Origin of the sequence: Rhodomicrobium vannielii ATCC 17100 (assembly GCF_000166055.1) — a bacterium.
Lineage (GTDB): Bacteria > Pseudomonadota > Alphaproteobacteria > Rhizobiales > Rhodomicrobiaceae > Rhodomicrobium > Rhodomicrobium vannielii.
On sequence record NC_014664.1, the window covers coordinates 3,009,391 to 3,024,887 of the forward strand.

General features: G+C 58.4%; 14 protein-coding genes and 1 tRNA gene. 6 read left to right on the forward strand and 9 right to left on the reverse strand.

What is annotated here, in order from left to right:
- Positions 1 to 668: 668 nt before the first annotated feature.
- Both RVAN_RS13910 and RVAN_RS13915 read right to left on the reverse strand, forming a co-directional pair.
- Positions 669 to 1,277, reverse strand: a complete 609-nt coding sequence (locus RVAN_RS13910) for a hypothetical protein (RefSeq protein WP_155942466.1) — start codon at positions 1,275 to 1,277, stop codon at positions 669 to 671.
- Entirely contained in the window at positions 1,225 to 3,528 is a 2,304-nt protein-coding gene (locus RVAN_RS13915; RefSeq protein WP_081449484.1) for a GumC family protein, read from the reverse strand. The genes RVAN_RS13910 and RVAN_RS13915 overlap by 53 nt, the downstream gene beginning before the upstream one ends.
- Between RVAN_RS13915 and RVAN_RS13920 the strand changes: the two genes are divergently transcribed.
- From RVAN_RS13920 to RVAN_RS13945, 6 genes are all read left to right on the forward strand, one after another.
- Positions 3,511 to 4,476 (forward strand): IS481 family transposase, encoded by a 966-nt coding sequence (locus RVAN_RS13920; protein WP_013420349.1) that lies wholly within the window; start codon positions 3,511 to 3,513, stop codon positions 4,474 to 4,476. The genes RVAN_RS13915 and RVAN_RS13920 overlap by 18 nt on opposite strands.
- 221 nt (positions 4,477 to 4,697) lie before the next feature.
- Entirely contained in the window at positions 4,698 to 5,348 is a 651-nt protein-coding gene (locus tag RVAN_RS13925) for a hypothetical protein (RefSeq protein ID WP_155942467.1), read from the forward strand.
- Positions 5,349 to 5,797: 449 nt separating this feature from the next.
- Positions 5,798 to 6,826 carry an O-antigen ligase family protein gene (locus RVAN_RS13930; protein WP_155942468.1) on the forward strand — a complete coding sequence of 343 codons (1,029 nt, stop codon included), beginning with the start codon at positions 5,798 to 5,800 and terminating at the stop codon, positions 6,824 to 6,826.
- A complete protein-coding gene (locus RVAN_RS19730) occupies positions 6,772 to 8,427 on the forward strand; it encodes a sugar transferase (RefSeq protein WP_245257992.1) in 1,656 nt (551 codons plus the stop codon). Before RVAN_RS13930 ends, RVAN_RS19730 begins: the two co-directional genes overlap by 55 nt.
- A gap of 203 nt (positions 8,428 to 8,630) precedes the next feature.
- Positions 8,631 to 9,284, forward strand: coding sequence for a hypothetical protein (locus RVAN_RS13940; protein WP_155942469.1), 654 nt, complete (start codon positions 8,631 to 8,633; stop codon positions 9,282 to 9,284).
- Positions 9,285 to 9,667: 383 nt separating this feature from the next.
- A tRNA-Ser gene (locus RVAN_RS13945) sits at positions 9,668 to 9,759 on the forward strand.
- Between the two features lie 68 nt (positions 9,760 to 9,827).
- Here the strand turns inward: RVAN_RS13945 and RVAN_RS13950 are convergent.
- The 7 genes from RVAN_RS13950 to RVAN_RS13980 all read right to left on the reverse strand — a co-directional run bounded on the left by RVAN_RS13950 (position 9,828) and on the right by RVAN_RS13980 (position 15,497).
- Positions 9,828 to 10,886, reverse strand: coding sequence for a site-specific integrase (locus RVAN_RS13950; protein ID WP_013420354.1), 1,059 nt, complete (start codon positions 10,884 to 10,886; stop codon positions 9,828 to 9,830).
- Between the two features lie 20 nt (positions 10,887 to 10,906).
- Complete coding sequence (locus RVAN_RS13955) at positions 10,907 to 11,260, reverse strand: hypothetical protein (protein ID WP_013420355.1); 354 nt, start codon at positions 11,258 to 11,260, stop codon at positions 10,907 to 10,909.
- 211 nt (positions 11,261 to 11,471) lie between these two features.
- Entirely contained in the window at positions 11,472 to 11,846 is a 375-nt protein-coding gene (locus RVAN_RS13960) for a hypothetical protein (protein ID WP_013420357.1), read from the reverse strand.
- Positions 11,830 to 12,150 carry a DUF2190 family protein gene (locus RVAN_RS13965; RefSeq protein WP_013420358.1) on the reverse strand — a complete coding sequence of 107 codons (321 nt, stop codon included), beginning with the start codon at positions 12,148 to 12,150 and terminating at the stop codon, positions 11,830 to 11,832. Before RVAN_RS13965 ends, RVAN_RS13960 begins: the two co-directional genes overlap by 17 nt.
- Entirely contained in the window at positions 12,150 to 12,371 is a 222-nt protein-coding gene (locus tag RVAN_RS13970; RefSeq protein ID WP_013420359.1) for a phage head-tail joining protein, read from the reverse strand. The genes RVAN_RS13965 and RVAN_RS13970 overlap by 1 nt, the downstream gene beginning before the upstream one ends.
- 2 nt (positions 12,372 to 12,373) lie before the next feature.
- Entirely contained in the window at positions 12,374 to 14,176 is a 1,803-nt protein-coding gene (locus tag RVAN_RS13975; RefSeq protein WP_013420360.1) for a prohead protease/major capsid protein fusion protein, read from the reverse strand.
- Positions 14,157 to 15,497 carry a phage portal protein gene (locus RVAN_RS13980; protein ID WP_013420361.1) on the reverse strand — a complete coding sequence of 447 codons (1,341 nt, stop codon included), beginning with the start codon at positions 15,495 to 15,497 and terminating at the stop codon, positions 14,157 to 14,159. Before RVAN_RS13980 ends, RVAN_RS13975 begins: the two co-directional genes overlap by 20 nt.

The following is a 15,497-nucleotide window of genomic DNA, read 5'->3' on the forward strand; positions in this document are numbered from 1 at the left end:
AAGACGTACAGAGATAATTTCGGGTGTGACTGAAGCAGTATTTCGGCATGACCGAGAGCGCTCTTGAAGTCGTTGCGCAGGAAACTGTCATTCAGAAGCCAGAATTGTGCAATGGCGTCGCGTTGCGAGCGTCGAACTGCCTCCCGCATGAGAACACGAGCGCGGTCGGGCGTATCCGCTATTTCGCCGAGCATGCGGAATGCGGTCGCGTTCAACGGGTCGCTTTCGAGAGTGCGCAGGGCTAGCCAACGAATCTCATCACGCAGACGACGACGCTCCACGCTTTCCATCCCCTCCGCCTGCTGCGCCGGCGGAAGGCTACTTATGGTATCTTGAGAGGCGTCAGCATCGCCAGGCGTAACGCCGGTGGCACGCTTCAGGTTCAGGAACTGCACCCGAAGCTTCTCCGCTTTTGCTATGAGGGCCGCCGGGTTCGACGAGTTGAGACGTAGCGCCAAATCGGCATCATAGGGCGCGAGGGCGTAAGGCAGACTTTTCGTCGCGATCAGCAAGATGAGAAAAACACCGAGTGCGCACAAGAACGTAAATCTTGCCGGATGCGCCTTGATATTCGAGAACTTGCCGATTGCGATACGAAGCGCTCTGGCGCGCGCCGGTTTCGATGAACTCCTACTCATGGCGGAACCCGAACAGGTTAAGTATGTGGGTCAAGGCGGCACGACGTCGGCGTGCCCGAGAACCGTGGCTCCTCGCCCGGACTTTGCTCTTGACCTTCGCCGGAGAGGCGGCTTCTTGGGCGGGACTGCAACCGTTTTTGCGCGGGTTGAATCATAGGCAGAGCGTCGGGCGGGTGATTTGACAGTCTCCCAAGCGAAAACGATACGATTTGCGTAAAGACTGCGGTTAAAACCGCCGTCGCGCTCGTGGATCGTTATCAGATCCGGATGCAGCCAACGCATGATAAGCGCCATATGCCGCCGCAGTTCTTTGGCGGGTGCCGCGGGGTTCGTCCCAAGCATTCGATAGAGATCGGCACCCTCGTCGAGCATGACCTGTTCGATGAAAAACCCGGCCGCCTGCCTGAGCGTGGCTTCCGTTTGCCCGGTGATGGCTGCGGCGTCCTGAAGTGCATCGGGCTCGGCGGCTGCAATCTCAAGGAGGAATGTTATGCCCCGAAGCAAAGGGAAGCAGCGCGACTTACGCGCCATGCGAGGATAGGAGAGCATCCAAGAGCGGCGACGATTGCTTCGCGGCTTCGCATGATCAGTAACGAGCAAGCTGCGGCGTTTGCGTGCTGCCATCAGCTTCGTCGTCATTCATATGGTAACCGTACTTATAATCGTAGCCCTGCCCGTAAGCGTATCCGACCGACTTCGAGTCGAACTTTGTAAGTAGCGTACCGAGCAGTGTTACGCGGGCCATGGGCATCCGGCGTAGCGCGGCACGGAGCGCACCTTTCCTGTTGTCGCCGGCGCCCACGACAAAAACTGTTGCCGCTGAGGCGCTTGAGAGCAGTTGCGCGTCAGCAAGGCCCAACACCGGAGGTGAATCAAAGACTATGAGATTAAATACATCCGACCCGAGCGAGATGAGCGAGTAGATTCGGGGGCCACTGAGGAGATCGGCTGCGTTCGGCGGAAGAGGCCCAGACGCCATGAATGCGAGATTGGGATGATCCGTTCTCTGCACCAAATCCGGCGGCATCAAGGAGCCGGTCAGGTAGTTACTGAGGCCAATCGAATTATCGAGATTTAGCTTGATGTGCAGAGATGGCCGCCTCAGATCCGCGTCGATCAGCAGAACCTTCAGGCCCATTTGTGCGAAATGGCGGGCGATCGCAACCGCTGTGGTCGATTTACCCTCACCGGCGCCCGCGCTCGTCACAGCAATCGATCGCGGCAATCCGGTATCGGTAGAGAACTGTAACGCCGTCGCGAAAGAGCGATACGCTTCCGCTACATGCGAACGAGGATCTTTAAGGACGACACTTAATTCCATGTCGGATTCATCGCGGGGAATGATGCCCAGTGTTGGCAGTCCCGAAATTTCTTCGACTTCCTCGGGTGCTCGCACGCGATCATCAAGCATCTCCAGCAAAAGAGAAAGTCCGATCCCGATAATGAGTCCAAAGCCAAATGCAAGAATAAGCGTACGACTCAGGCTCGGCTCGGATGGGAAGTTCGGAGCGACAGCTCGGTCTACGATGAATATATTGTTGGCTCCGACGCCGCCGGCGATGTCCACTTCCTTGAGGCGTTGTAGAAGGCTGTTGTACAAATTACGGTTGGTCTCAACTTCTCTTTTTAATATGTTGTAGCGAATGCCTTTCTTCTGAAGATCAATAACTTCTGCGCGCAGTTCCTCTATTCTTCCCTTCATCTCGACTTCCTGGGCGAGAGAAGACTGATAGGCAGCTTTCAAGGAGTTTCGAATTGCCTTCACTTCAGCGGTAAACTGCCTATCTACTTCTTTGATCTTGTTAGAGATCTGCACCATCTCCGGATAGCTTGGCTTAAAGTTTTCCAGCTTTTCCTGGTACTCGGTTTCCAGCGCTTTGCGTTGACCGCGCAATGTGTCTACAACCTGGTTGGTCAGAAGCTGGGGCAGATTAATAGCGGTCGTGCTCTCGACCTGACGCCAAAGCTGCTCGTTTTTGATACGCTCGGAAATTAGATGACCTGTCGCAGTGTTCGCGGCGGCAAGGCTGTTTTCCGCGATCGAAGCTTTATCGTTTACTTCGACCATCCCCTCCTTTTCCGCGAAATCGATCAGAACCTGTTCGGATTCCTGCAGCCTTATCTGCAACTGCTTGATCCTCTCATCGAGGAACGTCTTTGCGTAGGCGTTCGCCTCGAACCTCCGGTTTAGATTGGAGGCAACGTATGCGTCTGCATAGCCGTTCGCTATGATCTGAGCGCGTTGTGGGTTTGGGTCAAGATAACGAATGTCGACGAGCCGTGAGCCTGGAACAGGCTTGATCGTGACAGCATTCATCAGGATATCGGCAGCGGTGGCGACTTTTGACGCTTGGGAGGATGTCGGCATCCGCGAGAAGTAGCCGGTTATCAGTCCCAATGCAGAAACATCGCGTGGCTTAAAAAACGAGTCATCTTTATAAAGATAAAGCGCCGACGTCACGCGCTCTGCCATAGCACGGCTTTTCAGGAGCTCGTATTGCGTGCGCAGGAAGTCTGCGCTGCCCGTTTCTGTCGGGCTCGTCGTTCCGCTTTCGACGATTTTAGCGCCTTCCCGCTCAATCTGTATTCTGACGTTTGCAGCGTAATGAGGTGTCTTGAGCAAGTTATGGATTGCGCCGAGAACGCAAGAAGTGAGTATCACTCCCAGTATGACCCACTCATGCTTAACCAGTAGATGAGCATAACGACGGAACGAAACCGCCAGCTTATCCCCTTCCTCAGGCGCGGTGCCATATCCAACGGAGGCATAGCCAAGCTTTGCTGGCGCGAGCGCTTGAGCTTCGACCCGAACTAGCTGTTTGATCCCGGCATTTGATGGTGCATTATTCTCCCTCGGCTGGAAGGATGCGCTATGGGACAAATTCTTCATGGGAGCGCCACAACGACTGAGGCGGTCCGTCGAGCGATACAGCATAGTCAAGAGAGCTTGAGGGCCCTGGCCAAGCGCTACGGCATCAACCCGAAGACGGTTTCGAAATGGAAGAAGCGCTCATCCGTCGCCGATGTGCCGACTGGACCGAAAGAGCCGAAATCCACGGTTCTGTCGGTCGAGGAAGAGGCGATAATCGTCGCCTTCCGCAAGCATACGCTCTTGCCGCTCGACGATTGCCTCTATGCGCTACAGGCGACGATACCGCATCTGACTCGCTCGTCGCTGCATCGCTGTCTTCAGCGCCACGGTATTTCTCGGCTGCCGGACGTCGAAGGCGACAAGCCCGCCAGGAAGAAGTTCAAGTCCTATCCGATCGGCTATTTTCATGTCGACATAGCCGAAGTGCAGACGGCCGAAGGCAAGCTCTATCTCTACGTCGCCATTGACCGCACGAGCAAATTCGCCTTCGTGCAACTCGTCAAAAAGACCGGCAGGACGTCCGCTTCAGCCTTCCTCGTCGCCCTGATAGAGGCAGTTCCCTACAAGATTCACACGGTGCTCACCGACAACGGCATCCAGTTCACGTTTCCGCCGCGTTATGCCGATGGACCAACGGCCAGATACATGACGCACATGTTCGACATGCGATGCAGCGAGAACGGCATTGAGCACCGCCTCACCAAGGTCAAGCATCCCTGGACAAACGGCCAGGTCGAGCGAATGAACCGGACGATCAAGGAGGCGACGGTCAAACGCTATCACTACGACCGTCACGAGCAGCTCGAAACCCACCTATCGGACTTCATCAACGCCTATAACTTTGCTCGCCGACTAAAGACCCTCAAAGGCCTCACGCCTTATGAGTTCATCTGTAAATGCTGGACGAATGAGCCGGAAAGATTCAAGATCGATCCAATCCATCAAATGCCGGGACTGAACAACTAGCGCCTGTGACCCGCATGGGCGATCGTCAGCCCCGCCCCGGAAAGTATCCTGCATAGTTTGACTCACAACCCCGAAGCTGCCGGTTTAGGTTCGTAGAGCGAACCTAGCTACATTCTTCGAAAACAGGTCCATGCGTTGACTTTGGGCCGCTGCCCCGGACCATCCTGGCACTCGCCCCAACCCGAAAAGACATCCATAGCTCCCCTTCAGGCAAGCACCGCGTGGGGCGTCTCCCATCTTGTCCGCAATCTTCGATTGAAAACTGGCGCCAAGTTGCGCAACCTTTGGTGTATGTGTGCCGTTTTAAGGAAAAAGACATTATTCCATTAACATATAAATTGCTCGGATACCATGATGCGTATAGCTTTCATAATGTTTCCATTTCGTGGAAAGACCTTAAACTATTAGAGGGTGTAATGAAAAACCGAAAGCGTGGTCTGAGGATGCACGCGGCGTGGGCTTCGGTGTTGGCTATCGGTGCCGCCCTCATGTTTACGGCAGCGCATGCGACCGTTTTGACCAACATCCAGGGTTCCGTGATGGTTGATCGTGGAAGTGGGTTTCAGTCGGTCTCGGCGACGTCGCCGGTCGCGGCGGGTGACCGCGTTCGCGCAGTTGGGGGCAGTGCTGACATCGTGTACGACGACGGCATAGTACAAAAGGTCGCCCAATCTCAAACCGTTGCTGTCCTTTCGAAGGGGCGGCCCGACGTGCCTTTTGTTGGGGCCGAAGGCGGCCTCGCTGGCAACTTGCCTGTGATAGGCGCTACTCTCGGTGTCGTTGGGATCGCTGCCGGCGTTGGTATGGCGATGAGCGACAGCGGTAACGATTCCAGCGGTTTAACGCCACCGGTTGAAGGGGAAAGCCCGTAATCCTGAGTCGGGGTATACCGATGTTGTTTGGGTTTTGCGTCGCTGTCTTAGTGCTGGCGATTCTTCTCGGGGGCGGCACGAGCAGCGGCTTCCTGGGAGACGTAGTGATACAGGTGGCGGCGGTACAGCTGCTCTGCTTAGCGCTTTGGCCGGTGTTAAAAGGGGCTGGCTGGGACGGGCAGCGGCGCGCTATAGGCGTTGTTGTTCTTCCGGCTGTGGCCGCTACTGCGCTGCAGGTTCTCCCGCTTCCGCTCCATATCTGGTCCGGAGGTGAGGCTATACTAGCGCGTGACGGTGCCACGGGGATTGTGGGGTCGAGAGCGTGGGACACATTATCTCTCACCCCTGAGGCAACTTGGGCAGCGGCTGTATCTCTCCTTGTTCCGATTGCGATTTTTTGTGCGGCTGTTCGCCTGAATTTCCAGCAGAGAGAAACGCTTTGCTGGGTCGTGCTCGGACTGGGTGCGCTGTCGCTGATGATTGGCTTTCTTCAGGTGGCGCAGGGCCCCGGAAGCAGCCTCCGCTTCTACAGTCACACGAATCTGACGGAAGCTGTGGGCTTCTTCGCAAACCGCAATCACTTTGCGGCCCTTCTGGTCGTGTGCCTGGTGCTGATTGGGTATTGGGTAACGACCGCCAGAGTGGAGGTCCGGAGGTCATCTGCCAACCTCCTCCTTTGGGCGGCGGTAGCACTCGTCTCCGTGGCATTCATGGCCGGCCTGATGATGGCAAGATCGCGAGCCGCGGTATCGCTGGCAATGCTAGTGATCGGAGGGGTCGCTGCCGTTTTTTACGCCACCCGAAAGGGCGAGGTATTCGGTCGGGACAAGCGGACGCCTGCGAAAGCTGTCGTAATGGTTGCGATTGTCGCGATGCTTCTTGCGATGCAGTTCGGCCTCGGTCGCCTTCTGACGCGCTTCGAAGAGGATTCCGTTGACAGTCTTCGCATCCGCTTCGCCGGTGCCGCTGTCCATACCGCAATGAGATCGCTGCCTTTTGGTACCGGTCTGGGCTCCTTCGTGCCAGTCTATGGTGCGGTGGAGGCTAGCGATCAGGTGCGCCCTTCCTATGCTAATCGTGCCCATAATGATTTTGCTGAAATCTTTCTTGAGACCGGGATACCGGGGGCAATCCTCGTCTTGGGTTTCGTCGCTTGGTTCTTGCGACGGAGCTGGGCCGTTTGGAGGGCGCCTCCCGGTGGCGAGGCGACGCGTGTAACGGCGCTGAACCGAACTGCGATGCTGATTGTCGCTGTCCTGATACTCCATTCGCTTGTCGACTATCCTCTCAGAACTACCGCTTCGGCTGCCATCTTTGCATTCTTCTGCGGTGTACTCGCCGTACCGGCGACCTGCGAGCCCGTCACCAGGCCCAGACAGCAGCGCAACCCGCGCCATTCAGGCGAAAAAGTGAGACGGGAAGCTTGGACCGGCGAGGTGAGCTGGCCGGAAAAGTGGCGGAAAACTGCGCCAAGCTAGTTTGCTTGCTGGTTATCCTGCAACCTCAGGTGTTTTATGGAGCTATGTCGATGCGTCGCCCTTTTTTGCTCATCCTGGATGTCGTGTTTCTATGCGCCGCGACTATTTTTGCTTTCATTCTCAGGGAGAACTTCGAAATAAGCGTGGCACGTCTTCTTGGGTTCGCCCCCTATCTCCTTGCCACGGCAGTCGCATCCCTGATAATCTTTTCCATAGCTGGCGTAAACCGAACCATTTGGAGGTTCTGCAGTGTGCCGGACTACTTGCGCGTGATGACCGCGGTCGGGGCGGTTGTCGTCGGCGCCGTCGCCTTGACCTTCTCATGGAATCGTCTTGAAGGAACTCCGCGCTCTCTACCTTTCATTCAGCTGATTTTCGGTATTGCTTTGCTCGTTGGCGCACGCGCTATTCATAAACTACGCCACGATGCCCGGCAGCATCGGAAGGCCTTCGGCGCTTTTCTTCGGCCCGCTTCACCGTTACAGCAGGTTACAGTGCTGGTTGTGGGCATTTCCAAACTGACGGAGCTATATTTCCAGGCGGCTGCAGAACTTGCTCCAGGGAGAATAAGGGTAGCCGGTCTCATTGGAAGTAACGATCGGCATGTCGGACGACTGGTCGCTTCTCATCCTGTGCTTGGCGACACGGATGAGCTCGAGAGCATATTGGACGATCTCGAAGTCCATGGGGTTACCATTGATCGCATCGTTGTCGTATTGCCATTTCACTCTCTTGGCGATTCGGAACGCGAAACATTGCTTCGAATAGAGCGATCGCGAAGCATAATGTTGCAATTTCTTGGCCAGGATCTTGGCTTCAATTTTGGAAAGCCCGTCCTGATTTCGAAGATCGGTGGAGCGGCTTGGTCGCAGCGAACCTCGAATTTGGGGCTTCAAAATGTCAGCTTTCACATACCGCCAGAGACGCTTGAGAAAATCGCCCGACGCCGATATTGGAAAACCAAGCGTTTCTTCGATTTTTTCATCGCGCTTTCCGCAATCATAGTTCTTTCTCCCTTGCTGCTTGTTTCGGCGGCATGCGTTGCGGCGAGTGTGGGATTCCCGGTACTTTTTTGGCAGCAGCGTCCCGGACTTGGAGGCAGGCCACTGAGATTATATAAATTCAGGACTATGAAAGCCGCCTACTCCCCGGATGGCAAGAGATTATCCGATGCCGAACGGGTCTCGCCGCTCGGAAGCTTGATGCGCCGCCTGCGGTTCGACGAGTTCCCACAGTTGTTCAGCGTAATTCGGGGGGATATGGCCGTCGTCGGGCCCAGGCCGCTACTACACTGGGAACAGACGGAAGCACAAAGCGCGAGGCTACTGGTGCGGCCTGGCCTCACGGGATGGGCTCAGGTTGTCGGGGGACGTCATATATCGTCCGACGACAAAGCAGCGTTGGACGTCTGGTATGTGCAACATGCGAGCTTGCTTCTTGATATCGAGATCGCGCTGCGGACCATTCTTGTGGTGGTGTTGGGCGAAAGGATTTCTACTGGCGACATCGAAAAGGCCTGGAGCGATCTTGGCGAGAGCGGAATCGTCCGTAGACCGGCCGGAACAAAATTCCCGGTGGTGCTTGGTGGGGTCAGAGTTTAGGCTGGCTAGCCCCTTGCGCTGATATCTGCCTTGCAGATATGACGTTGCGAAGCTGCACCGCAGAGAAAGCACGTGGAGAGGTCTCGTTTATGCTACATCGCCGATCGGTCCTCAGCATCGGTGTGGCCCTAGGTGCTGCGCCTCTTTTATCCAGTGCTGTCGAGGCGCAGTCGGCCGACCGAAGTCGAGATGTTATCCTGGCCGTGGCTGATGCGAAGGCTGCAGCCGAAAATATCTTGTCGCTCGCGTTGTACGCCAAGTTCTCGCCTGAGAACGTTTCGGCGCTGGAGGGATTGAACGAGCGGATTTTTGCCTCCTTAGCCCCCCTTGGAGGCGTCCCAGCGGCCGAGGCAGAGGTTTATGTCGAGCCGGGTCAGGCGATACTTACTGCCCAGATCAACGAGCGGGGGATGCCTCTCGTGCCAAGCTCGGCAAGTGCCGTCGTCTCCGTCGTCAAGTCCGAGACCCCCGGCGAAGATCTTAACGCGGCGGTGGCAGCCGTGATCAAATCCGCATTCGGGCTCCGGGACATTGATGCCGCCGGCCTCTCCCGTCTGGCTGAGCAGTTTTCGCTTAAGGATACTCTCGTGCAATTGGCGGCTCTGATCCGTTCGGGCGAGTGGGCCTTCGCGGCCCAGATCCTGAGAACACTCCTCACCCAACTTGCTGCGATCTGGCAGGCAGTGCCAGCCATTCAGGAGGCCATAGGCGCAGAGGCAACCAAGGGCATCCTGAACGCGGTGACCACGAGATTTATACCGTTCGTCGGGTGGCCTGTGCTTGTTACGACGATCCTCTTCGCTGTTGCGCAAAACCGGGAGAGGCTCATCGCCGCCCTCGACAAAGCGGGCCTTTGAGACAAGAGCGCTAAGCTCGATCAAGGCTCAGCTTAACGTCGCGCCAATCGACAGATCGATCAAGCTGCCAGTTTGCCTTTTTCGGCGCTTGATGCGAGCCGCACCCATACAGTCGACGTGGCCGCGTCGAATGGTACGCAAGGCCTTCGCACAAGCCGTAGATGGATCACCCGCTACTCAATGCTGAGCGAGACTCTCAGGACAGAGGGCTTGCCGACTCGCAATTTGCAGACGCTTGATGAAAAGCGTCTATGGACCGTCGCGGTCTATCTGCATGTTACGACGGAAATCTGCGAAGCATGCATTGCGTCCATCCGTTTCCGATGATAGAAACGGCAAACTCGGGAACCGGCGGTTCCACCGTCCGGGTTTTTGACGTGCGTGGAGACGTGGCCGAGAGGCTGAAGGCACTCGTTTGCTAAATGAGCAGACCCCTAAAAGGGTCTCGAGGGTTCGAATCCCTCCGTCTCCGCCAACGTGTCCAAAAAACTCAATGAAATCAAGGCTTTAGGCCCACCAATTTGAAACCAGCGCGACACGGTTTCACACCTTTCGTTCGTCAGACGTTCCTCGAAGCGTTGCGAACGCCGCCTCCGCCAGCCGCAGCTGGCTCGCTTCTTTCGTGTAGCGCTCGATTTCCCTAAGCGTCGCGTGGCCGGTAATCGCCGCGATTTGATGGACCGTGCAACCGGCTTCCGCCAATCGCCGCGCCGCCGCTTTCCGCAAACCGTGGGCTGAACAGTGGGTAAGCCCGGCCGCGACGCACGCCTTCTTTATAAAAAGGCCGAAGCCCTTTTCCGTGAACGCCCGCCCATATTGCGTGACAAGCGCCGTCTCGGCGCCGATGACGGGCGCCGCTGCGAGCGCCGCCTGAAGCTCCGGTAGCAGTGGAATGCGCAAAGGCGCGTGCGTCTTCTGTTGGGAAAGAGCCACGCAACCGCCCGCGATTTGCGCCGTCCGCATCTGGCGAACATCGCTTGACCGCTGCGCCGTGCAAAGCAGCAACTCGAAGGCCAGCCGCTGGCGCGTCTCGATGGCCCAATGCGCCCGAAAGGCCGCCACCTCGTCTTCGGTCCAAGTGTGGAAGCCTATGGCGCGGTGCTTGAGCTTCTTTACCGTGCGGGCCGGATTTGTCTCAATCAGGCCAGCATCGAGCGCGACGTCGAGCAATATCCCAAGCACCGACAGCAGCCGGTTGGCGGCACAAGCGCCACCTTCGAGGGCCTTCTTTTCGATGAGCTTCTTGATGTGCTCGCGCTTAAGCCCCGCAATGGGCATGCCCCCGTGGGCCTCGCGAAGCGCCTCGATCACTCCGCCGTAAGTCCGCTTCGTGGAAGACGCGAGGCCGCGCCACGCCGCCGAAGAGTAATAAGCAACGATCACCGCGCCCAACGAGCGGGGAACGGTTCGGCTCGCGCCGATCTCGGCGGGCTTCGCCTTCGTCGCCTTCTCGTAAACCGCCATAAATTCGGGCGTCCATGGCAGGCCCGGCACGCGAACGCGCGGATAGCCCGGCCGCTCGAAATACCAACAGCCGAAGTTGCGGCCGTTCGTTTTCCAGTGGCAATATGGTGGCGCTTTAGATTTCAAAGGATTGCGCATGAAACCGTACTCCTACGTTTTTACGCTGGCACCGGCAGCGGTGCCGCTTCGGAAGTGGGAAGTTTCACCGCCGCTACAACCGCCTTCTCCCCATCGGGCGGCAACACAACCTCGATGCGATAGGCTTCGCCGGGCGTGACCGACACTATGGCGCCCTTGCGCGGCCGAAAATCCATGAAGACCAGCTTGATAGTGCTATCGGCCATGCCGGCATACTCGCCGTCGACGCGGCCGCGCCAGCCATCGCTGCGCAGCACGCGGATCGCGACGGGCGTGACGGCGCCCGCGTATAGGTAGAGCGCGGGGACCATCAACGCTGCGTGCAAATCGCGACGCGCTTGCGCCACGGCACCCTTTAGAGGATCGAGTCCCATGGGTTTACTCCTTTGCTTACGCTTGATCCGCCAAGCCGCGCCCAATCTTCACGCAACTTGGCCAGATCGAAACGTGGGCAGCGGGGCGCGAGCCGCAAGGGTGGCGTGATCCGGCCTTCACCGACGAGTCGCGCGAGCGTGGGCAAGCTGACGCCGATAAGCCGCGCGGCCTCACGGGGCGACACGCCCAGTGGCTCAATCTCGGGAACGATTATCGGAGCTGCGCGGCGCATTGGCGTTCCCCTTCAAGCAATTCGTTCACGTCGTCTTCGAGTTGCTGGCATTCGACTGCGAGCGCGATACCGGCCGCCTCGATAACCGTTTCGAGGCAAGGGCAATCTGCGGGCATGAAATACAGTGCGACTGTCGCTTTCGCCTGGTGCAGAGCGGCGGCTTGCTTTCGTGCTTCTTCCAGCCGGTCGGTCAGCATGTGCTTCATCGCGCTCTCTTCCGCGAGTGCGAGCAAGTCTCCCACCGCGTCGATTTGGCGGAAAAGCCGCTCCGTCGCGTGTAGCGACCTGTGCAGCTCTTCCGTTTCCTCGATTTCGCACGCGGTGCGCTCCGCGAGCCTACCCAAGCTTGACATTGACCGTCCCGCTGGGATTGGGCGCGGCCGTCACCGCTACGCCGATTTTCGTGTTGCCGGTCGCGGTGCTCGTGACGAGCTTCGTGGCGCTGGCGTAATAGGCAGAATCGCCGACGGCGAATGCATCGGTCGCGACCTTGGGCAGTTCGAACACGCCTTCGGTCACAAGGTCGAAATCCACGCCCGACGCCGCGTCAGCCGCCGCAATGCCGTGAAGCGAGCCGATCACGATGACTTCGCCCGATGTCACATCGGCGGGAGCGGGAAGAGTCAGGTTCACACCCGGTTGAATGTAGTTGCGCATTAGTAGAGTCCTTTTGAAGTCCTGAAATGGATGGTGGACGGCTGCCTTCTCTGGGCAGCCGCGATCTCGGAATCGGCGGCCGCGATGGCCGCCTTCATTTCGTTGTCGGAGCGGTATTCGATTTCCACGCCGTCCGCGTCCCGAACCCGTCTGACGCCTGTCATCCGGGCCTCAAAGAGCGCGTCACGCCAGTCGATCAACTGGGCGAGGGAAGCGGCCATGGTTACACCCCCGGATTTCTGGCAGCCCCGCGGTGATCTATAGCGCCCGCGCCGAAATCGAGGTACACGCGATATTCGCGGCTGAGCACGTCCCAGCCCTCGCGCTCCGAAATCTGCGGGCCGGGAGCGCTCGAAAGGTACGAAAATTCGAGCACAGGCACGCTTGCCGGATCGGCGAAGAGGTACCACGCTTTGCCGGAAATACGCGGCTCGACCAGAAGCGTGAGCTTGCCCGCAAACGGGTTCACATCGCCCGTGGTCGTCGCGGTGATCGAGGTGAGCAGCTTTTCGGCGGCCGTCTCGATTTCAGGGCCGACAAGCAGATATTTCGGCACAACCGAAATGACCGTTTTCTTGTCGAGACCTTTCCGTGTACGGAGCGCCAGGCGTGCCGCCGACAGCGATGTTTCCGACAGCGCGGCGGCCGTCAGGAGATTGCCGTGGTCCGCATGGAACAGCCGCTTGTTGTCCTCTCCCATTACCGGGCCAGCGCCTGAAGACTGCGAAAGCAGGCTCCAGAGAAGTTCCGCTTCCTTCTGTGCAGCGGCTTGCCCGGCGGCCTGGGCGACGTCATTGAATGCGCCCAAATCGTCGTTGATGAGGGCCTTACGGCTCAAGCTGAACTTAGCGCCGAAACTGTCAATCGCGTAGCTTTCCTCAGATTCCCCGCGCGTCACGGATTTGATTTCGCCCGCCTCACTAAGCGGTTGCAACGAGCCGATCTCGCCCAGGCGCAGCGTGCTGCCGGAGCGGAAGTCCGAACGAGTGCTCTGCCTCGCCAGCGCCTTCAGCGGGCTTTGAGCCGCCTGATAGCTTGCGAGCAGTGACCGGCGGCCAACGCCAGTCAAGAGCTGGGGAAAGTCGCTCGTGGTGTGCATGGCGGCGCGGAACAGCTCGTCGGTATTGAGGCCGCGCGTCGAGTGGCCCGCCGCTTCAAGCGTTTCACGCGCAAAGTCGCGCAAGCTATGGCCCAGATAAGGCTTTGCCGCTTCAGAAGGCGTGCCGCCCGCAGTGCGGACGAACAGCGCCTCTTCCTGGGCAGCGCGTCGAACGTCCGGGCTATCAGCGGCCGGACTGTGAACGCGGATGATGGGCGTTTTCTTGCTGCGCTTTACGAGCTTGTCGAACAGATCGGCGCGAACCTGTTCCTCGGTCAGCTCCGAGTCGATGAACTGGTCGGCGAGTTCAGGCGTTTCGCCCGCTGCGCGAACCAGCTCACGGACGCGGGCGCGGTGTTCGGCCTGCGTCGGCTGGTTATCTTCGTTTTCGTTGCCCTGGGGCATGGTTCTACCTCTGACAGTTGCTCCCGCATCTGCGGGCGTTGCGACAAAAGACGCTTCACGAATGGCGGGGGTGATGGTGCGGACTCTCTGGCCGTTCTCGGTCGTCTCGCGAACCGCTGCGGCGCTGTAACCGATGCTCAGTCCACGGAGCGTTCCTTCAGCAACTTTTGTGCGGATGCTCGAAACATCGTCGGCAGCGCTCAGCTGGATAACAGCGACCAGGCCAGCGGACTCGCGCCGCGCCTCTCGGATCACACCCACGACATGCTCCGAGCCGCTCGAACGGTGCGCGTCCAGAATGGGCAAGCCCACGAGCTTCGCCGGATCGACGCCCGACAAATCGAGCCGCTCAATATATGGGCCGCGTGAATCGCTCCGCTTAACCGGCGCGCCCGTAGAGATGACGGCTTCGATGGTGCGCGTCGCCTCATCCCAGGTGAGGGGCGAGACAGGCGCGCGGCGCTCGAAAACCTCATCCGGCGATGACCGATAAACAGGCCGCCTATATTGCTTTTTGGGCATCGGTGCTTCCTTCAGAAAAAGTTAACCCTAGTGATGCCTCACGCTCGCGGTCGGACGCGATTTCGCTATCGAGGTCCGCTACCGACCAACCGCGCGACGCGACCAGTTTGCGACGGCTAGTCAAGCCCATTTCAAGCTCAAGCTTGTCCGCCTGCGCCGCCTTGGCAGGATCGACTTGCATCAACGCTGGTGGGAGCCATTCGCAGTGAGGCACGCTCTTGAGTTCGCCCGATAGCAGCGCGAAATTCATCACGGCGCGCCATATCGGATTGAGCAGCTGTGGGACAAGCACGCCGTACTGCACTTGCTCGCAGCGTTGGCGGAAAGGTAAAAGCCCAGCGCGAAGGCTTGAGTAATTCGCGTTGCTCAGGTCGCCGCTAAGCATATGGTCGGGTAAGCCGAGACCGGCGGCCAGTTGCCGGAGCTGGAAGTTCAGAAACGCCGCTGTTTCGCTTGCCTGCTCCGGGCTCGAAAACTTGATATCGAAGCCTTGGGGAAGCCGACGAATGGTGCCGGGTTCGAGGCTTATATCCGAAAGATTGCCTTCGAATGGCTCGCCCGCGCCGTTCAAATCCGTGAGAAAACCCGCATGCATCGCGGCGATCTTTATGCCCACGCTTAGCGCGTCGACGATGCCGTCAAACTCATTTGCGCTTATGGTAATTGGTGAGAGCCACGACATGCCGCGGACCTGCCCGGCGCCCAAGGGCTTGAAGATATGCAGTATTTCCGAGGCCGGGATACGCACGGGCGGGGCGTAAGACTCGAAAGCCGCTGTTGGCTTCGACGGACGAATCCAATATGCGACGCGCTGGCCGTCCGAGTTGAACTCGACTCCCGACACACAGTAACCGCCGTTGGGCGATTCAACTGTTTTCGATTCGTCGACCAGTTCGGCCGGAATGGCCCGAAGGCGCACTCCGGCCTCGGTGACGAGCACTTGCAGGAAGGCTTCGCCATCGACCACTAGGCTTCGAGCAAGCTCGCTTTGACTGCCAAAAAAATCCGTGCGGCCGTCGAAATCGGCTTCGTCCGCCCACTGATTGAACAGCGCGACCGCTTCAGCAGCCCCAGCTGGGACAATGCCACAGCCGACGAGCGAGCCCACCCAGTTGTCTACGCCCTGGCGAATCCATGGGTTGTTCGCGTAAAGATAACGCGCCCTTGAACGGACCTGATAAGCCGCGCCGCTCACCTCGGTTTGCGTGCGGCCGAATGAACCGAAGCCATGGGCGCGCCGTCCGCCTCCCGCTGCGTCGAAGCGTCTCACTTGAAATTTTGAGGTTGCGAACCAATCGCGGATGCGCGTCAGCGTTCCCAT

Excerpts from the sequence above, each read along its gene's own strand:
- RVAN_RS13960 (WP_013420357.1), bottom strand. The coding sequence starts at position 11,846 with ATGTCAAGCTTGGGTAGGCTCGCGGAGCGCACCGCGTGCGAAATCGAG.
- RVAN_RS13955 (WP_013420355.1), bottom strand. The coding sequence starts at position 11,260 with ATGGGACTCGATCCTCTAAAGGGTGCCGTGGCGCAAGCGCGTCGCGAT.
- RVAN_RS13950 (WP_013420354.1), bottom strand. The coding sequence starts at position 10,886 with ATGCGCAATCCTTTGAAATCTAAAGCGCCACCATATTGCCACTGGAAA.
- RVAN_RS13980 (WP_013420361.1), bottom strand. The coding sequence starts at position 15,497 with ATGGGAACGCTGACGCGCATCCGCGATTGGTTCGCAACCTCAAAATTT.
- RVAN_RS13915 (WP_081449484.1), bottom strand. The coding sequence starts at position 3,528 with ATGAAGAATTTGTCCCATAGCGCATCCTTCCAGCCGAGGGAGAATAAT.
- RVAN_RS13965 (WP_013420358.1), bottom strand. The coding sequence starts at position 12,150 with ATGCGCAACTACATTCAACCGGGTGTGAACCTGACTCTTCCCGCTCCC.
- RVAN_RS13970 (WP_013420359.1), bottom strand. The coding sequence starts at position 12,371 with ATGGCCGCTTCCCTCGCCCAGTTGATCGACTGGCGTGACGCGCTCTTT.
- RVAN_RS13910 (WP_155942466.1), bottom strand. The coding sequence starts at position 1,277 with ATGACGACGAAGCTGATGGCAGCACGCAAACGCCGCAGCTTGCTCGTT.
- RVAN_RS13920 (WP_013420349.1), top strand. The coding sequence starts at position 3,511 with ATGGGACAAATTCTTCATGGGAGCGCCACAACGACTGAGGCGGTCCGT.
- RVAN_RS13975 (WP_013420360.1), bottom strand. The coding sequence starts at position 14,176 with ATGCCCAAAAAGCAATATAGGCGGCCTGTTTATCGGTCATCGCCGGAT.